This window comes from Rhodopirellula sp. JB055 (genome assembly GCF_043100905.1).
Lineage (GTDB): Bacteria > Planctomycetota > Planctomycetia > Pirellulales > Pirellulaceae > Rhodopirellula.
Genome location: NZ_JBICHO010000092.1, coordinates 1 through 16,299, shown reverse-complemented (window position 1 = coordinate 16,299; position 16,299 = coordinate 1). Strand labels below are relative to the sequence as shown.

The following is a 16,299-nucleotide window of genomic DNA, read 5'->3' as shown; positions in this document are numbered from 1 at the left end:
TATTCCTGTCGATAGAAGGGCCGGGACCGCCGGTTGCGTTCAATCATCTGGAACGCGGTGGGGATCGCCGGTGAAATCAATCCGATAAAAACTGGTCTCGTCGCTCGTTGCCCCCGGCAAACCACACACCTGAGATGCGAACTGAGTCGCACGGTTCAAAGTGGGCTCGACCGGAAGACCTTTCAAGTGTCCCGCCATCACCACCGACGCAAACGCGTCCCCGGCACCAACCGGATCGACCAAAGGATCTGGTTCCGGAGCAACCACGGTGATCGGTTTCGAATCACCGCCGCCGCTTGCCTGATAGGATTCACTCAAATGACACTCCGCACCGTCGGCGCCGAGCGTCACCAGTAAGCATTTGAGGTTGGGATAAGTCTTTAGCAATTCACGTGCCGCCGATTGCCGATCATCCGAGTTGGACAATTCGCGACCGGCCAGATCGCTCATTTCGTCTTCGTTCAACTTGACCAAACCAGCGCCAGGCATCAGGTCATCCAACCAAGCCACTTCGTAGTGCGGTTTGCGAACATTGATGTCGAAGAACACGTCGATCCGGTCTGTCTCGCCGTCCGCGAAATAATCGCGAAGCTGATGAATGGTTTCTCGATTGGATGGACTTCGGTACGCCAACGTGCCGTGATACAGCAGTGACGGCAGACCTTGCTGGGCGGCTTCGCGAATTCGATCTTTGACCGCCATCAGCACCGACTCACTCGGCACGGGAATCTGATCGTAGGCCACCCCACCCACGATTTCGTACTGCGGCTCGCCATCTTTGAGCGTCACTGCCACCGTGCCGGTTGTCACTCCGGGCAGCACCGCGACCGCGTCGGTGGACATTCCCCAGTCACGCATACGACTGAGAATTTCGTTGCCCAGCTCATCATCTCCAACAGCACTGACGAACAAAGGTTCCAACCCAAAACCGGCTAGATTCCAAGCCACATTGAGCGGTGCGCCTCCCAAGACACGACGATCGGGAAAACAATCCCACAGGACCTCGCCCACGATGATTGCAACGCCTGCCGGTGGAACTTGACTGCGGGCAATCGACGAATCGGTCATCGTGCGTTGTAATCCTTGAGAAGCGAACTGACAGAGAATCGAAACATCATCTTCACGCGACAACGCCCAATCTTACACGATGAATTCCACGATCGCATCCAACCTTGGCTCCGCACGAACGGTTTCAATGACGTCTTTACCGGCAAAAGTCTTGGCAACGGATTTGGACGGGACTTTCCTGCCTCTCGAAGGGGATGATGCCGCCTTAGAATCGATGCGACAAATTCGAGAGCAACTCGAAGCGACCGATGTGCCTTTGGTCTTTGTCACCGGACGCCACTTCGATTCGGTGCGAGACGCAATCGGTGAATTCGACCTGCCCAAACCTCAATGGATATTGTGCGACGTCGGAGTCAGCATCTACCAAGCCGATGGCAACGGCGGCTACGTTCGCGAATCGGCCTACGAAAAGATCCTGGATGAAGTCCTCGGGGACATCGACATCGAGAAACATCGCGAAGCGATCGGTGAACTCGCTGACTTCACCTTGCAGGAATCGTTCAAGCAAGGTCGGCACAAATGGAGCTACTACGTGCCGGCGGAGGAACTGGATGCTTGCCATCAAGCCGTGGAAGACTACCTCAAGCTGCACGAACTTCCGTGCAGCATCGTCAGCAGCATTGACCCGTTCAACAACGACGGCTTGGTGGACGTTCTGCCACGAGGAGCCTCCAAAGCCTTCGCACTGCATTGGTGGTGCGAGCAACATGATCTTCAACCCGAACAAATTGTATTCTGTGGTGACTCTGGCAATGACACCGCGGCCTTGATCGCTGGGTACCGCGCCGTCGTCGTTGGCAATGCGAATCGCCATATCGCTCGTCAAGTCGCCGACGCGCATCGCACCGCCGGATGGGCTGACCGCCTGCGTTTGACAAAGGGGACCAGCACATCGGGAGTGCTGGAAGGAGCCCGCTGGTTCGGACTGCTTGATTCACCTGACGCCGATGAAGCGGAGAGAACTGATTCAATTGCGTTTTCAGAATCCATTCCTTGGGGAGCCCGCTTGATCGCGGCCAACCGAGCGGAGTTCACCGTGTGGGCTCCCAAACACAAACGCGTGATTTTGGAAGTCTTGCCCGATCGATTGATCCGCATGCAACGCGAAGACCGAGGCTTTCATCGCTGCGTCGTGGACGGCGTCTTCGATGGCACCCGTTATCAATATCGATTCGTGCCCAAGGAAGCTGCGGATGCCTTTGATGATGTCGACGCGAAACTGAACGTTGACATGCTGCTGCCTGCGTTCCCAGACCCAGCCTCACGCTATCAACCCGAGGGCGTCCATGGCCCATCGGCCGTCGTCGACAAACAATTTTCATTTCAAGCCACCGCCGCAAACGCCGCCAGCAAACTGGATGAGCTGATCATCTACGAATTGCACCTTGGCACGTTCACCGAAGAAGGAACATACCTGGCCGCCATCGACCGCTTGGATGAACTGGTGGACCTGGGCATCACCGCAATTGAATTGATGCCGATTGCCGCTTGTGCAGGGCGTTGGAACTGGGGATACGACGGCACTCATTGGTATGCACCGATGACCGCGTTTGGAACTCCCAATGAGTTCCGCCAGTTCATCGACGCGGCACACGCCCGCGGGCTGCTGGTGATGATCGACGTTGTCTACAACCACTTTGGTCCGGAAGGCAACTACTGGTCCGAGTTCGGTCCGTACACCTCTCGCAAACACAACACCGTCTGGGGAGCTGCCCCCAACTTTGATGATCCCAAACGAGGTGACATCGTTCGTCGGTTTGTGATCGACAACGCCATCATGTGGCTCAATGAATACAATCTGGATGGACTTCGTGTCGACGCGATCCACTGCATGAAAGACGATTCGCCCAAACACATCACGACACAGATGAGCGAAGAGATTCGACGCTGGTCCGATCAAGCCGACCGTCGCGTATGGCTGATCGCGGAAACCAACGTCTACGATGCTGCGATGGTCAAACCGCTCAGCGAAGGCGGCACCGGGTTCGACGCGCAGTGGAGCGATGACTTTGTGCACAGCATGTTCGCAACCGTTCGACCGAACGAGCAACTGACACAACGAATCTACTCACCCGGCAGCGATTTGGAACAAACGCTGCGTCGCGGATTCGTTTTCGCAGGCGACGTTCGTGGTGACCGAGGTCGCGAGTCCACCCCGACGTTGGACACCAACGGAATGCTGCAACGGATCGACACCCGGTCGTCCATCATCTGCATCCAGAATCACGACTTCATCGGCAACCATCCCACCGGCATGCGGTTGCATCAACTGACTTCACCGGAAACTCAGGCTGCTGCGGTGGCTCTGGCAATCCTGCTGCCGTCCATTCCAATGCTATTCATGGGAGAGGAATTTGCTTCGCCCAACCCATTCCAATTCTTCGTCGACTTTGGTGACCCGCGATTGCAACGAGCCGTCGTTCGAGGTCGAAAACGTGAGTACCCGCAGCACGATTGGAGCGACGGCGTGCTCCCCACCGACGAACAGGCCATGCGATCCTCTGTGATTGGCAGCGCTGAATCAGGCAGCGAAACGATGCGAAACTGGTACAAGACCCTGATCTCGATCCGCAAACAATTTGTCGAGACGGGACTTCTTTCGCCAGAAAATTTCAGCGTGGACGTCAACCGCGAAGCCAACCTGTATTCGCTCAGCTATCGGGCCGAACATCAGGCGTTGCAGGTCATGGTCCGCCTGTCGCCTCTCGATGGATCCCTAACCCCCGACGAAGCGTCACCCGTTGATCCATTACCAGCCGCACCGGAAGGGGCAGGCCCCGAATCGTGGCGATTGCTCGCGGATTCCATGGAGGCGTTCGGCGAACCGGTGCCCGATGGATTGCTGCCCAATCACGCTCGCATCTGTTACTTCGAAAACGACGCAGCGGACGCGTAACCTTTGCTGCCTCGCGTGAACCACCCAGACTTCCATTGCCAGCGATCATTTTGACACTGCTTTGTCGAAAACCGTGGTTTGATTGAACTTGAGGCAAAAATCCGATTTTCCTAAAGTCGCTGCTTCAGGACCAAAATCACCCGGATAAAGGAATGTCCGAAAATGACCACGCATTCACGTTTGACGTTGCCCCCAACGTCTTCCCGCAACTTCATTCGTCGAGCCATTGTGCTCACCGCTGCCATTGCGGCGATCCTGGGCGGCGTTTCGACCATGCGAGTCGAAGCGGCGGAAAACTCGGTCGTTGCGGTGGTCAACGCGGATCCCATTTCGCGTGACTCGCTGGCCGAAGCAAGTGTTCAGCGATACGGAACCGACGTGCTGGACAACATGATCAACCGGCACCTGATCTTGCAAGAATGCAAACGCCGTGGACTGGGTGTCACCAGCGAAGAAGTTCGCACCGAAATCCACCGTGTCGCCAAGAAGTTTGGCCTGAACGTCGAAAGCTACCTGCAACTGCTGCAGGAAGAACGAGACATCACCCCCGACCAATACAGCCGTGAGATCATCTGGCCGATGTTGGCTCTGCGAAAGCTGGTGGCCGACGAAGTCGTTGTGACCCAAGAAGAATTCAACCGCGTCTTTGTTTCGCAGTATGGAGAAGCGATCAAGTGCCGCATGGTGATGGTGCAAGACAAATCACAAGCGACCCAATTGCATGCCCAAGCCGTTGCCGAACCAAGCAGCTTCGCTCGGCTGGCCAAAGAATTCAGCGAAGACCCCACCAGCGCCAGCGTCGGCGGTTTGATTCCACCCATTCGCCGCTACATGGGCGACCAAGCCATCGAAGACGCCGCCTTCGCTTTGGATGTGGACGAAGTCTCGGAAATCCTGCCCGTTGGCGACCACTGGATGTTCTTGCAGGCCGTTCGTCGGATGCCAGCGAGCCAGCCCGCTCCACAGGCCCTGCCCGCGATCAAAGAACAAATCAACGACCGGATTCGCGATGAAAAGATGAAAACGGCCGCCAGCCAACTGTTCGCCCAACTTCAAAAACAAGCCCAAGTGGTCAAGGTTCTCGGAGATGCGGAAGCATCGGCCAAGTACCCCGGCGTCGCAGCCATCATCAATGGACAACAAGTTTCGATCGCAAACGTGGCCGCCGAATGCATGAAACGACATGGTGAAAGCGTTCTGGAAGGCGAGATCAACCGCAAACTTCTCACGCAAGCTTTGGCGAAAGCTGGCAAGAAAGTCACGGAGGCTGACTTGAAAGCGGAAGTCGAACGAGCCGCGATCAGCTTCGGTTACATGAATGCAAACGGTGCCGCCGACATTGAAGGCTGGTTCGCCGCCGTGCTCGAAGGTGGCCCCGGTACCCGTGAGGTCTACATTGAAGACGTGGTTTGGCCGAGCGTCGCTTTGAAGAAACTGGTCGAAGACGAAACCACACTGACCCAGCAAGACCTCCAAGAAGGATTTGAATCGCACTACGGACCTCGCGCAGAAGTCCTGGCCTGCGTCTTGTCCGATCAGCGCAGTGCTCAAAAGGTTTGGGAGATGGCTCGTGACAACCCAACCGACCAATTCTTTGGGCAACTGGCGAACCAATACAGCATCGAACCTGTTTCCTCCAGCAACTTCGGCAAGGTCCCACCGATTCGCAAACACGGTGGCCAACCTGCTGTGGAAAAGGAAGTCTCTCAAATGAAGCCGGGCGACCTCAGCGGAATCATCGCAACCGGTGACAAGTACATCATCCTGCGTTGCCAAGGGTTCACCGAACCCGTTGTTTCGGACTTCAACGCCGTGCAAGAAGAACTAAGCAACGTGTTGATCGAAAAGAAGATGAACGTGGCAATGGGATTGAAGTACGACGAACTCAAGCAAACCGCTGAGATCGACAACTTCTTCGTGGTCGCGAAAGAGATCCCACGCGTCGCGAGCGAACCCCAAAGCACTCGCTGATCGCCACGAACGCTTTTGCGTTCCCTTGATGGAAACATCAGCCACGCCCGGATGCTCGTCATCCCGGTGTGGCTTTTTTTGTGCCCGGCTCCTAACGTCACGCTCTTAACGCCCGACTCTTAACATCCGATCACTGCGTCCAAAGAGTCACTTGCAATCAGGATTGATAATGTGCGCCTGAGCCATCGCTTCTCGCTAATGGTCTGTCACGACCTCTTTTTGAGGGGAGTGGACGAGGCGACGAGTCCTGAACTGGCGTCAAAACCAAGGACTCGTCCCCTACGGCGCCCCCTCACTCTTCACTTTGACAAATCACGAATCATTCGCCAGCCAGTCCACGACCGTTGGGATCCAGTGTTCCAGCCCCTTGGTCAACTCCGGATGAGGGCCGAAGCAAAACACGCGGCCGTCTCCGTATTCACATCGCACCGCCGCCGAGGTTCCTTTCATCACACCCTTCGGCGCTCCCTTCTTCGCAATCTCACCTGAGTAAATCGCGAGGCTTTCGTAGTCAGGCACGCCTGGATCATCCCACTCTCGCCGGCCAAGCAATGGCCCTTGGGCATAGAAGATCTCCGCCTTTGGGTTCTCCACGCCAAAGAAGGCAGCGGCTGCCTCGGAAAGTTGCAACTCCACCTCACCGGTGCCCCGAGCCCAATGTTGCCGATCAACGACCTTGGCGTCGATCAGATTGAGTGACCATGAATAGTCATTGGTTGCCAAATAGGCTCCCGCACAAACGCCGAGGAACCCACCGCCCTTCCGAACGAAATCACGAACCTCCGCACGGCCCTGTTCCCCAAGTGCATGCCCCTGCTTGCTGCCACTTCCGCCCGGATGAACGAGCACATCAAATTCAGCGAGTTTGCCGGCCACAATCTCTTCCGCCGAAATCCGTTCGATGGCGTAACGTTCAGCGGAGCTTTTCCCAAACGCTCGAACCAATTTTTCGGAACTGCCCCCCGTTCCGCTGCCCCCAAACACCGCCACCCGAATGCTTCCGTCGGCTGCAACCGAACTGCCGGACAAAGCCAGAAAACAGAGAACCAAGCTGAACGCCAGGACCTGCTTGCCACCCCTTAGAATCGTGATTGATTGCTGTTCATTCATTGAATTTCATTCCAAGTTTTGCCCCTGGCACGCGGAGTCAGATTCTTCACGGTGAAGCTCTCCGGCACGCAGCGAAGTGTAGTTTCGAGATAGACATGGGGAAATCATGCATACGGTTTAAAAAGCTGGACGATCTGGCACTGGACTTGATCGCCGAACACCTTCGCGGCATCACCGCGAGCGACTATGTCGCCTCCTATATCGAGAAACTTAAAAAAGGGAGTGACTTGCGCCGAGAATCGGCACACACTTTGCTTCCCGCTCACTTCTCGACACACGTCGCCGTTTTTCAAGCAACCAAATTGCCGCCCTTCAGTTGACAAAACGTTGCTCGTCACCAACTGAACCGCGCTCGCTAAGCCCCTTGGCAGGAATGATCGGGCAAAACCTCACGTAGACGAGTCTCTCTGAGACTCGCAAATGACAGCGTCTCGGAGAGACGCCGCTACGTGATCAAGCCCAATGACTCCCGCTCACGTGCTTACCACCGTCGCGGTCTCGGGTCGACGAAACCACACCATCTCTAAAAAAATGACCGCTTTATGAACCAAATCAAAGTCGGCAGCCGAATCGTTTATCAAGTCAAATCGCCCACCACGTTCCTGTTCAACATTTCGGTGGCAGAGAACGAACACCAACCGATTGTCGAGGAATCTTTTCAGGTCCAGCCATTCCACCGGATCCAAGAGTGTGCAGTCGGTCCTCTTGGCAACCGCCTCGTTCGCCTCTCGGTCCCGCCCGGGGATCTGGAAATCCACTACAGCGCGACGGTCGATCTGAACGCCGAACAAGCCGCTGCCACTGAGGTCGGCGAAACCCCTTACGAGCAACTGCCCGCGGACGTGCTGACCTACCTCAACCCGAGTCGCTACTGCGAATCAGACGAATTGCTCGATTTCGCAATGCAACAATTCGGACATTTGCTGCCGGGCTATTCTCGCGTGACAGCCATCTGCAACTGGACCTACGAAGAACTGGCGTACACGCCAGGCAGCACAGGCCCGACCACGACGGCTCGCGATGCATTGCAATTGAAGAAAGGCGTCTGCCGTGACTTCTCCCACGTTGCGATTAGCCTGTGCCGGGCCATGGGTATCCCTGCTCGGTACGTTTCCGGTTACGCGGTCAACTTGAGTCCGCCTGACTTCCATGGCTTCTTCGAAGCCTACCTGGACGGACGATGGTTCCTGTTTGATGCAACTCGACTGGCCCCCGTCGGAGGCCTGGTTCGAATCAGCACGGGCCGGGATGCAGCGGACGCGGCATTCAGCACCATTCGCGGCAGTGCCACCAGCGTGGAAATGGAAGTCTGGGCGAAAGAGCAGCAATCCAACGATGACCTGCTCGACCCATCCAATGTCGAAACGGCGGTCAGCAGCGCATGACATTTTGTATCGGAATCAAAGTCCGTGAAGGGATTGTGGCCCTGGCGGACACTCGAATCGTCCGCGGCAGCGAACAATCCAACAAACAGAAACTGGCGGAGTTCCAGCACAACGGGCAAAGCCTGTTCACCATGACAAGCGGCCTGCGTTCGGTTCGCGATAAAGCGATCACCTACCTGGACGAGTCACTTCGAAACGACTCAGCCGATGTGAACCGTCTGTACCAAATCGTGAACCGATTCGGAGAGCAAATACGCCGCGTGAAAGCAGAAGATGGAGCGGCCCTACAATCGACCAACCACAAATTCAACTCGCACGCGATCATCGGCGGACGCCTGAACTCCGATGTCGCTCCCCAGTTGTTCTACGTTTATCCGGAAGGCAATTGGATCGAAGCGGCCGAAGACGCACCGTACTTCATAATTGGTAGGACGTACTACGGCAAACCCATTTTGGACCGACTGCTGACCTACGAGACTCCGCTACGTTCCGCCGTGGGACTGGCTCCGCTCGCATTTGACGCCACTCGCACCAGCGTCACAGACGTCGACTACCCCATCGATGTCGCAGTCCTATCGAACCAATCCACCGCGCCGACGTTCCGGCGGTACTCGGAAGCCGATTTGGCCACCACAACGGCATGGTGGTCGACCACTTTGAGAGACGCGTTGACCCAACTCCCGATGCAATGGGCCAATGACCTGTTGGCCATCCCATCATCGTTTGGCACCAACCAACCGATGCAGCAACAACAACAGCAGCAGCAATGAGCGTCCTTGTCACGGTTTGATGAACATCGCTGCCTCCCCGGGTTGATTCCGCCGTGTCGCCCATCCGAAAATGGCGTCCGCTAGAACCTGGAAGCCGCTTCGATCGAGTGTGCTTCTGCAATCTCCGCAACCAGCAGCAACGAGAAACATCTTGGTCGCAATGACTTTCCTTGCAATCGAACGTGTCGATCGAGAAACGTTGCAAACTCGGTGTCGAAAGGCTTCAAGTCACCGCCCATTCGCGTCTGCTCTCCGTCGCGAATTCGCCTCCTTTCGAAAAAGCATCATCATGACTGACGCCGAAACATCAGCCAAACTGACTTGGGTTATTCGATTGCTCGCTGCGAACTTAATCGTGATGGTATTGGCGACTTGCACCTTGCTCTTTGGCCTGCTGCCCAAAGCAGAACGCGGCATCCAAACGGCGGAACGCATGGAAGCTCGATTCCAATCCTTCGCTGACGAAGTTCAGCCCGTCCTCAGCACGAGCGCTGACAAGGCGATTGAGACCATCCAAAAGATGGACGCCGATAGGCTTTCAAAAACAGCGACCAAGAAAACCGATTCTTTGTTGGATGCTGCCGCAGAACGCACGAAGCGACTCCTGAATCAAGACCTCGACGATGATCAATGAAATGCTGGCTGGGGCAGCGTTCACGAAAGATGGATCGGTTCGTCAAGAAACGATTTCATAACGGTGCCCAAATGATGGGGGCGAGTGGCCGCAATCCACGCCTGGCGGGCGCCGTAAGCAGCCCCTAGCGACGACGGCGGGAGCGGCGGCCTGCCCGGCGAGCTCGTTCGCTCATGGCACCGGCGGCAGCGTGCGCCATCGCGTTGACGAGAACCTGTGTCATTGGGTGTGTCGCAACGTTCGTGACCCGATCCATCGCGGTCGGTCCCCAACTCTGCATCCGCCGAATCGAATTCCACAGGTCATCCACATCGTGCGCCGTCCGGGCTCGATCAAGCGGCGTCAACACGTCCAGCATGTCTGAAAACTGACAACGAGCTTGCTCGTAACCCGACGCTCGGAACCGCTGGATCAGTCGCCCGATCGCTTGATGGATTTGTTGCTGATCCATCATCTCATCTTGATGCCGATTGCTCGACAACTCGGTTTGGTCCATTCGAGTTTCAATCCCGCGGAGCGATGCGACAATTTGATCGTCCGTGATCTCCGGCGTCCGGCGGGCTTGCTGCCGAAGTTCATGCGTGTCTGTCCGGTCCAACATGCCACGAAACAGCTCGATCGCTTCTTGGTAGTACGAGCATTGCGGCGTTTCCAACTCAGTCAGCTTCGCCTGGGTATCCTCACATCGACGCGTCCATTCTTCCAGGTCCTTGATCGTTGCATCGCGTTGCCGATGCAGAGCCCGCACCTCGCGAAGGTGTCGATCCAGTCCGTGCTGTTCAGCAGCATCGTCACGGTACTGCTCCAGTTCTTCCATCACGATCTCAAGTGCCTCGCGATCTTCCGCGATGATCGTCCGCATCGTTTCCGGCGTGGTTTTCAGGTAATCGTAGTTGCGTTTGGATTCATGGAAATTCGTCAACTTGGCAACCATGCGGTCCATCCGCCGAGTGAACCCACGGTGGGTGTACTCAGGCGTCCCAAACTTCCGATCTTTCAAATAGCAGAACAGATTGCACTCTTCGTAAGCGGGCAACTTTCGCGCAGCGTCTTGGCTGATCTCATCCAAGTTCGCCTCGGCGCGTTCGAGCGCCGCCTCAGCCATTGCGGCACGATCCGACAAAGCGACGAAGCCGGGGTTATCGCGAAGCGTTTGCTCCACCGCGGCGATCAACTCTTCTTGCTTCGCCTCCGCCGCTTCAATCGATTCATTCAACTGAGCCAGCGCAGCCTCCTGCGTTTCACGCCCGTGCGTGTCAGCTTCCAAGTCCTCATGCAATCGCCTTGCATGGTCCTGTTTTCGCAACAGGATCTCGGTCATGGACGGCCGCACTTCCGACCAAGTTTCCTGGATTGCTTCGGTGGTCAACTCCGGCAAGTAGTGCTGAGCCAAACTGCGCAGCGTTTCATCTCGCTGATTCTGCAACGAATCTTGGGTGGACTGAAAATCGCCCAACTGAGAACGGAGCTGTTCCAGTTTCGCAGCGGCCTGGTTGTAGGCAGTCAGCAGTTGTTGATGGACGGTGGGTCCGGTCAGCGGCATGGCGAGACGAGGGGGCGAAAGGATCGTGTGAGCAAAAAAAGAAACGTGTGCGAGAGAAACGAATTGGCAGCGGGCGCATTCCCAATGGAGCGATTGTTCTACGAGAAAAAATACCAAGCCCCCGCGGCGGCCGCCGCCGTTGCTGCCATGGCGATTCGCGTACGCCAGATCCAGCAATAAGCAGCGAACTTTTTGAACCCGGGTTTCGGAGCTTCATAAGTGTGAAGATTGGCAAGGTATTGATCAATCGCCGCGTCAATCTCTGCCGCACTGACGTTGTCTCCCGACAACGCTGCGGTTCGCATCAACTTTTCACGCAATTGAATACGGACATCGTCCGAACGAAACATTTCCTCGGCGGTCGATCGCCGGTCCCGCAATTCGCGAGCCACGTCCATGACACGCAAGGTTTCCGCAATCGTCAGGTCTTCGCCCGGTAATTTGGTCGCAGCGCGTCGTTCTCGCAACTGTTCCATGGTGGACGGTGCGGTCGCCTGTGCTTGAGCGTTGGCCATGATGAATGGTACGGAGAAGAGAAAGTTGGCTTGGATCGTAAAAGGCCGTTCAAGGCAATCCACGAGGCGCGACGAATCAGTCGAAATTTTCGCCGGCGGCGGAATCGATTGTATCGCTGCGTTGCGGGATCGCGGGAGTGGTCTGTTCCGCTTTCGTATGATTGCCCCTCGTCGCAGAGCAACGTAATCTAGCCATCGGGATCCTTGAATCGACTTTCCCAGTCCTGAACGTCGCAAACTGACGGGCAGGTCTCGCCGAAATGCCCGATCGACGCGATCAAATTGATGCGCCTGATTGGCGGACAAAATCTGCCAAGAGGGGCAGTGTTACAATCTTTGGAACGAATCATCCCGCTTTGGATGCATTCGATCCGAGCGAGTTTCCTTTTCACGTTTCTATATTTACGCACGAGTTCTTGGTCATGAGCCAGCAAGCCAAAGCGTCTGCTCCAGCAGAGTCCGCCCAACAAACCACGCCAGCCGCTCCGGCGACGCAGCGTGACACTCAGTCCATGCGGCAATACCTCGACAGCGCCCTCGAAACGCTGAAGAAATTCGGAACGTCCGAGAACACCGCCCCTCAAGAATTGCTCAGCTTGCTGGAAGGGGTTCGGCATCTCGACGAAGCCAAGGTGCTGGCGATTGCAGATGTGATCAAGCACATGAGTTCCTTCAACGCGCTCGTGCGTGACAACATCGAATCCGTTCAGATCGGCAACCGCTACATGGACATCACCCAAATGTTCGATTCGGTGCGTGAGGACAGCAAACGCCTGATTGCCCAATTGGACGATGGCAAGATCAGCGGCACCGAAAAGGTTTCGAACTGGTGGATGAAGATCCGCCGTGGAACCCCCAGTGATCGCTTTGAAAAAATTTCGGAAGTCTACGGTGATGTCGCCAAAGACACCAAAGACGCGCTGCAGGTCGAAGAACAGATCATGGACGCGTACATCGATTTCCGATTCGCACTCAAAGAAGCCGAGGTGCTCGCTCGCGAATTGCTGGACACCCACGCTCCTATCTTGGAAGCTGCCAAAGACGGTTTGGCGTCCGCGCAAGAAGCCCTCGACAACTACGCGGGAGAAGACCAGGGCGGGAAGAGTCAATTGGAGCTGCGACGCGACGAAGCCCGCCACAAGTTTGAGGAAGAAGACAAAACGTACCAATTGCTCAAGGATATTGCCGAGAACCTCGAAGTTGGCTACGACGTTGGCGAAACGCTGATCACCAAACTGAAACAGACTCACGATGTGAAGGAACGTGTGTTTCGACGCGCCGTGACGTTCTTCACAACCAACGAACACGTCTTCACCATTCTGGGCACGGTCTACACCAGCCAACATGGTTTGCACGAAGTCACCCAGGCCACCGAGGCCATGAAAGAAGGCGTGAACAAGGGCTTGGAAGACATCGCCGGTTTGGGGCGTGAACTGGAACGGGCTGCTTTGAAAGCTGGCTATGGAAGCACGATCGACCCCGAATCGGTGCAGAAATTGGTCGATGCAATCAGCGGTTTCCAAATCGAATCGCTGCAAATGATCGCAGAACTTCGTAAAGAAAGCGAGGAAAGCACCAAAGCGATTCGCCAAAGCGTCGAAGAGGGCAAGAAGAAGTACCAACAAACCCTCGGCCGCTACGCTCGCGGCGAATCGCTGCTGTAGACCTGTTTTCATTCCGTTGAGCAACAGCCCAGCGACGTGCCACAAGATCTCCTCTCCGACGAAGAAGGCAACGCTCGCTGCGGCTGGTGCGGCACCGACGCGGACTACATCCGCTATCACGACAATGAGTGGGGCGTCCCTGTTCGAGACGATCTGTGTCTGTTTGAAAAGATCTGCTTGGAAGGTTTCCAATGCGGCCTGTCGTGGATCACGATCTTGAAACGCCGCGAAGCGTTCCGGGAACGCTTCGCTGGCTTTGAGCCGCGTCGGCTCGCGAAGTTCACTCCATCCGATGTCGAGCGACTGATGATTGATTCGCGGATCATCCGAAACCGAGCCAAAATTGAATCCGCGATTCAAAACGCTCAAACGATGACCGCCATGCTGGACAAAGGCGAGTCGCTTGCCGAGTTGCTTTGGCAGTTCGCTCCTCAGAAGCGACGGGTCTATCGAAGGCTCGATCAAGTCCCCGCGATCACCGACGAGTCAAGCAAGATGAGTCGCGTGCTGAAGAAGGCAGGTTGGAAATTCGTCGGTCCCACGACCTGTTATGCTCTGATGCAGGCAACCGGCATGGTCAACGATCATCTGGTTGGCTGCCATCGACATGCCTTGATCCGATCGATGTGATCCGCCCGATCTCGCGGAAGGAGACCAGCATGGATCTGCCGCCTGAGATCTACACGCTCAGGCTTCGAGGGCGTAAGGACTGCTCACTGCTCTGCATGCCGTGATCACGAAAAGCTAGATACGGTTTGGGTGCCAAATCATCAAACCACCGATTCAGCCCGCTCCACGGCTGAGAGCGAAAGCTCGGCGTAGAGATGCGGGAACAGTTCACCGCCGCGAGATTTTTCCCAGCGTAGATTCTCTTCGATGTCAGTGACACGAATATGCAGCACGACCAAACCGCTTTGGCCGGCGAAGTGAGCCGCCAACGTTCCGGGGACTTGTTGTTCACTCGACAAATGAATGAAGCCGTCTGCCACATCGATCGGTGCTGGAGGAAGCTTTCCGGTGGATTGCATCTGCTCCCATTGCGTCTGGGTGGCGATTTTGCAAACGATGGAGGGTGAGTGATTGGACGCTGAATCGTTGGACATGGCACTGCGCATAGAAAAAGCCGGTTGATGGTATCAACCGGCTTTGTAGTCGTCTGAGAGACGTGGTTCAATTGTGGCGGAGCAATGAGTCCACCCGCTGGATCAAATTCAGTCGCGAACGATGACACGGCCCAGTGGCGTGAAGACGACGTCCACGCAAACGTCACAGCAAGGGAAGCTGAAGGTCATGACCTTGCGGCCCAAGAAACCTTTTTTGCAGCAAACCAATTCTGGGACCACGTTTTCGCAGCAAGCAGGAACGCAGGCGCTGACTTCAACGGGGCAGCAAGTCAAAGGATTCTTGACACACCACGAAACCTTCACAGGAGCTGGTGGGCAGCACACAGGAGCAGGTTCGCAGCAAACGGGTGCAGGAGCTTCGCAGCACACGGGAGCTGGTTCGCAGCAGTCGCTGCCACAGCCGAGCAGGCCACAAGCGCTGGCGGTCGAAGCGGACGAGATACAAACGGCAACCGCAGCAGCGGCAAAGAAACGAGCGAAATTCATTGGAAATTCCTAACAGGTAAGGAGTAGGTACACGCTGTAACTTTCAACGCAATTTTGCGTCTGGGGGAAACCTTGCTATCAGTTTGAGTCCATTGCCAGGAAACAACACCCTACAATCGGAGTGATCCTCACTAGCCTCCCGGCATGGAGGACAGAATAATCAAGAGTGCTGACCCACGTCGCGAAATTTTTTCGCACATTGGGTGCGTACAATGGCGGACCAATTGGTGCAATCGTCATTGACCCTACAATGTACTTGTTCCCCCTCGCGAGGATTTTCAGGCAGCTCTGTCTGACCTCGCAAAGTATCCTCGCTTCAAACGGAGAAGCTTGATGTCGCGTTTGTTTTTGACTGCCGCCTTGGCCTGTGCAATGGCAATCCCCGCTGCGTTCGCTGCAGACCCTGCCACCGCTGACAAAGGACTCTGCCAGGGCGACCCAATCGGCGCGTTCTACGTGACCAAGGTCGCTGGTGCAGAAGATGATGGTGTCGAAGCTGGCGAAGCTCTGTGCTATCGCTGCAAGTATGGTTCCCGCCCCATGGTCATGGTCTTCGCACGCCAAACCGGTGAACCCGTCGCCAAATTGGTCAAGGAAATCGACTCCGCTGTTGCTGCCAACGGAGACGCTCAACTGAAAGGCTTCGTAACGCTGTTCGGCGACAAAGCTGACAACTTGAAAAGCCAAGGCAAAAAAATGGCTGGCAAAAACGTGCCCGTCGTGGTTGCCAAGGACAAAAACGGTCCTGCCAACTACAAACTGTCCGACGCTCAAGTCACCGTCGTGATCGCCAACGACTCGCAAGTTGTTGCTCGCCACGAATTCGATGCTGACAAAGTGGACGTCGCTGCAGTGATGTCCGAAGTCAAGCAAATGTTGAACTGATTGAATCAGAAAACTCGGAGCCCGAGTTTCCTACGAGCTCGCGCCCCGAGCTTCTCGAAATAACAAACTGAACCGCCCAAGTGTTGATCGCTTGCGGCGGTTTTTTGTGTCCTCAGTGGCTCGCTCCTTCTCCGTTTGGATTCGTCAGGTCGTGCAAATCCACTGGCATCGCTACGATGACGATCGTTACGAACCACTCGCGCAATGATTGGTCGATGGACTGGACCTGGGAAGACGACGATGACGAA

At 55.9% G+C, this 16,299-nt stretch carries 15 protein-coding genes; 9 read left to right on the top strand and 6 right to left on the bottom strand.

The window, feature by feature from the left end:
* Positions 1-39: 39 nt before the first annotated feature.
* Positions 40-1,068 (bottom strand): carbohydrate kinase, encoded by a 1,029-nt coding sequence (locus ACF8AM_RS03660; RefSeq protein WP_392554328.1) that lies wholly within the window; start codon positions 1,066-1,068, stop codon positions 40-42.
* A gap of 79 nt (positions 1,069-1,147) precedes the next feature.
* On the opposite strand from ACF8AM_RS03660, the gene treZ reads away from it, so the two are divergent.
* Together treZ and ACF8AM_RS03650 are read left to right on the top strand one after the other, a co-directional pair.
* Complete coding sequence (treZ, locus tag ACF8AM_RS03655) at positions 1,148-3,964, top strand: malto-oligosyltrehalose trehalohydrolase (protein ID WP_392554327.1); 2,817 nt, start codon at positions 1,148-1,150, stop codon at positions 3,962-3,964.
* Positions 3,965-4,126: 162 nt separating this feature from the next.
* On the top strand, positions 4,127-5,935 hold the full coding sequence (locus ACF8AM_RS03650) for a peptidylprolyl isomerase (RefSeq protein ID WP_392554326.1): 1,809 nt from the start codon (positions 4,127-4,129) through the stop codon (positions 5,933-5,935).
* A 312-nt stretch (positions 5,936-6,247) separates the two neighbouring features.
* On the opposite strand, the gene ACF8AM_RS03645 is transcribed toward ACF8AM_RS03650, so the two are convergent.
* Positions 6,248-7,045: a BPL-N domain-containing protein gene (locus ACF8AM_RS03645; protein ID WP_392554325.1), complete on the bottom strand. Its 798-nt coding sequence runs from the start codon at positions 7,043-7,045 to the stop codon at positions 6,248-6,250.
* Positions 7,046-7,140: 95 nt separating this feature from the next.
* Here ACF8AM_RS03645 and ACF8AM_RS03640 point away from each other — a divergent pair, with 95 nt between their 5' ends.
* The 4 genes from ACF8AM_RS03640 to ACF8AM_RS03625 all read left to right on the top strand — a co-directional run bounded on the left by ACF8AM_RS03640 (position 7,141) and on the right by ACF8AM_RS03625 (position 9,834).
* On the top strand, positions 7,141-7,365 hold the full coding sequence (locus tag ACF8AM_RS03640) for a hypothetical protein (protein ID WP_392554324.1): 225 nt from the start codon (positions 7,141-7,143) through the stop codon (positions 7,363-7,365).
* Positions 7,366-7,587: 222 nt separating this feature from the next.
* On the top strand, positions 7,588-8,430 hold the full coding sequence (locus ACF8AM_RS03635) for a transglutaminase family protein (RefSeq protein ID WP_392554323.1): 843 nt from the start codon (positions 7,588-7,590) through the stop codon (positions 8,428-8,430).
* Complete coding sequence (locus ACF8AM_RS03630; protein WP_392554322.1) at positions 8,427-9,200, top strand: proteasome-type protease; 774 nt, start codon at positions 8,427-8,429, stop codon at positions 9,198-9,200. Before ACF8AM_RS03635 ends, ACF8AM_RS03630 begins: the two co-directional genes overlap by 4 nt.
* A 289-nt stretch (positions 9,201-9,489) precedes the next feature.
* Positions 9,490-9,834, top strand: coding sequence for a hypothetical protein (locus ACF8AM_RS03625; protein WP_392554321.1), 345 nt, complete (start codon positions 9,490-9,492; stop codon positions 9,832-9,834).
* Positions 9,835-9,958: 124 nt separating this feature from the next.
* Here ACF8AM_RS03625 and ACF8AM_RS03620 read toward each other — a convergent pair whose 3' ends face one another.
* Entirely contained in the window at positions 9,959-11,377 is a 1,419-nt protein-coding gene (locus ACF8AM_RS03620; RefSeq protein ID WP_392554320.1) for a hypothetical protein, read from the bottom strand.
* A gap of 98 nt (positions 11,378-11,475) precedes the next feature.
* Positions 11,476-11,892 carry a DUF6384 family protein gene (locus tag ACF8AM_RS03615; protein ID WP_392554319.1) on the bottom strand — a complete coding sequence of 139 codons (417 nt, stop codon included), beginning with the start codon at positions 11,890-11,892 and terminating at the stop codon, positions 11,476-11,478.
* Positions 11,893-12,314: 422 nt separating this feature from the next.
* Between ACF8AM_RS03615 and ACF8AM_RS03610 the strand changes: the two genes are divergently transcribed.
* Entirely contained in the window at positions 12,315-13,556 is a 1,242-nt protein-coding gene (locus ACF8AM_RS03610; protein ID WP_392554318.1) for a cell surface protein, read from the top strand.
* A gap of 36 nt (positions 13,557-13,592) precedes the next feature.
* Positions 13,593-14,186: a DNA-3-methyladenine glycosylase I gene (locus ACF8AM_RS03605; RefSeq protein WP_392554317.1), complete on the top strand. Its 594-nt coding sequence runs from the start codon at positions 13,593-13,595 to the stop codon at positions 14,184-14,186.
* A 140-nt stretch (positions 14,187-14,326) separates the two neighbouring features.
* On the opposite strand, the gene ACF8AM_RS03600 is transcribed toward ACF8AM_RS03605, so the two are convergent.
* Positions 14,327-14,659: a DUF952 domain-containing protein gene (locus ACF8AM_RS03600; protein ID WP_392554316.1), complete on the bottom strand. Its 333-nt coding sequence runs from the start codon at positions 14,657-14,659 to the stop codon at positions 14,327-14,329.
* Positions 14,660-14,767: 108 nt separating this feature from the next.
* Entirely contained in the window at positions 14,768-15,166 is a 399-nt protein-coding gene (locus ACF8AM_RS03595; RefSeq protein WP_392554315.1) for a hypothetical protein, read from the bottom strand.
* A 333-nt stretch (positions 15,167-15,499) separates the two neighbouring features.
* Between ACF8AM_RS03595 and ACF8AM_RS03590 the strand changes: the two genes are divergently transcribed.
* Positions 15,500-16,051, top strand: a complete 552-nt coding sequence (locus ACF8AM_RS03590; RefSeq protein ID WP_392554314.1) for a hypothetical protein — start codon at positions 15,500-15,502, stop codon at positions 16,049-16,051.
* The last annotated feature ends 248 nt before the right edge of the window (positions 16,052-16,299 follow it).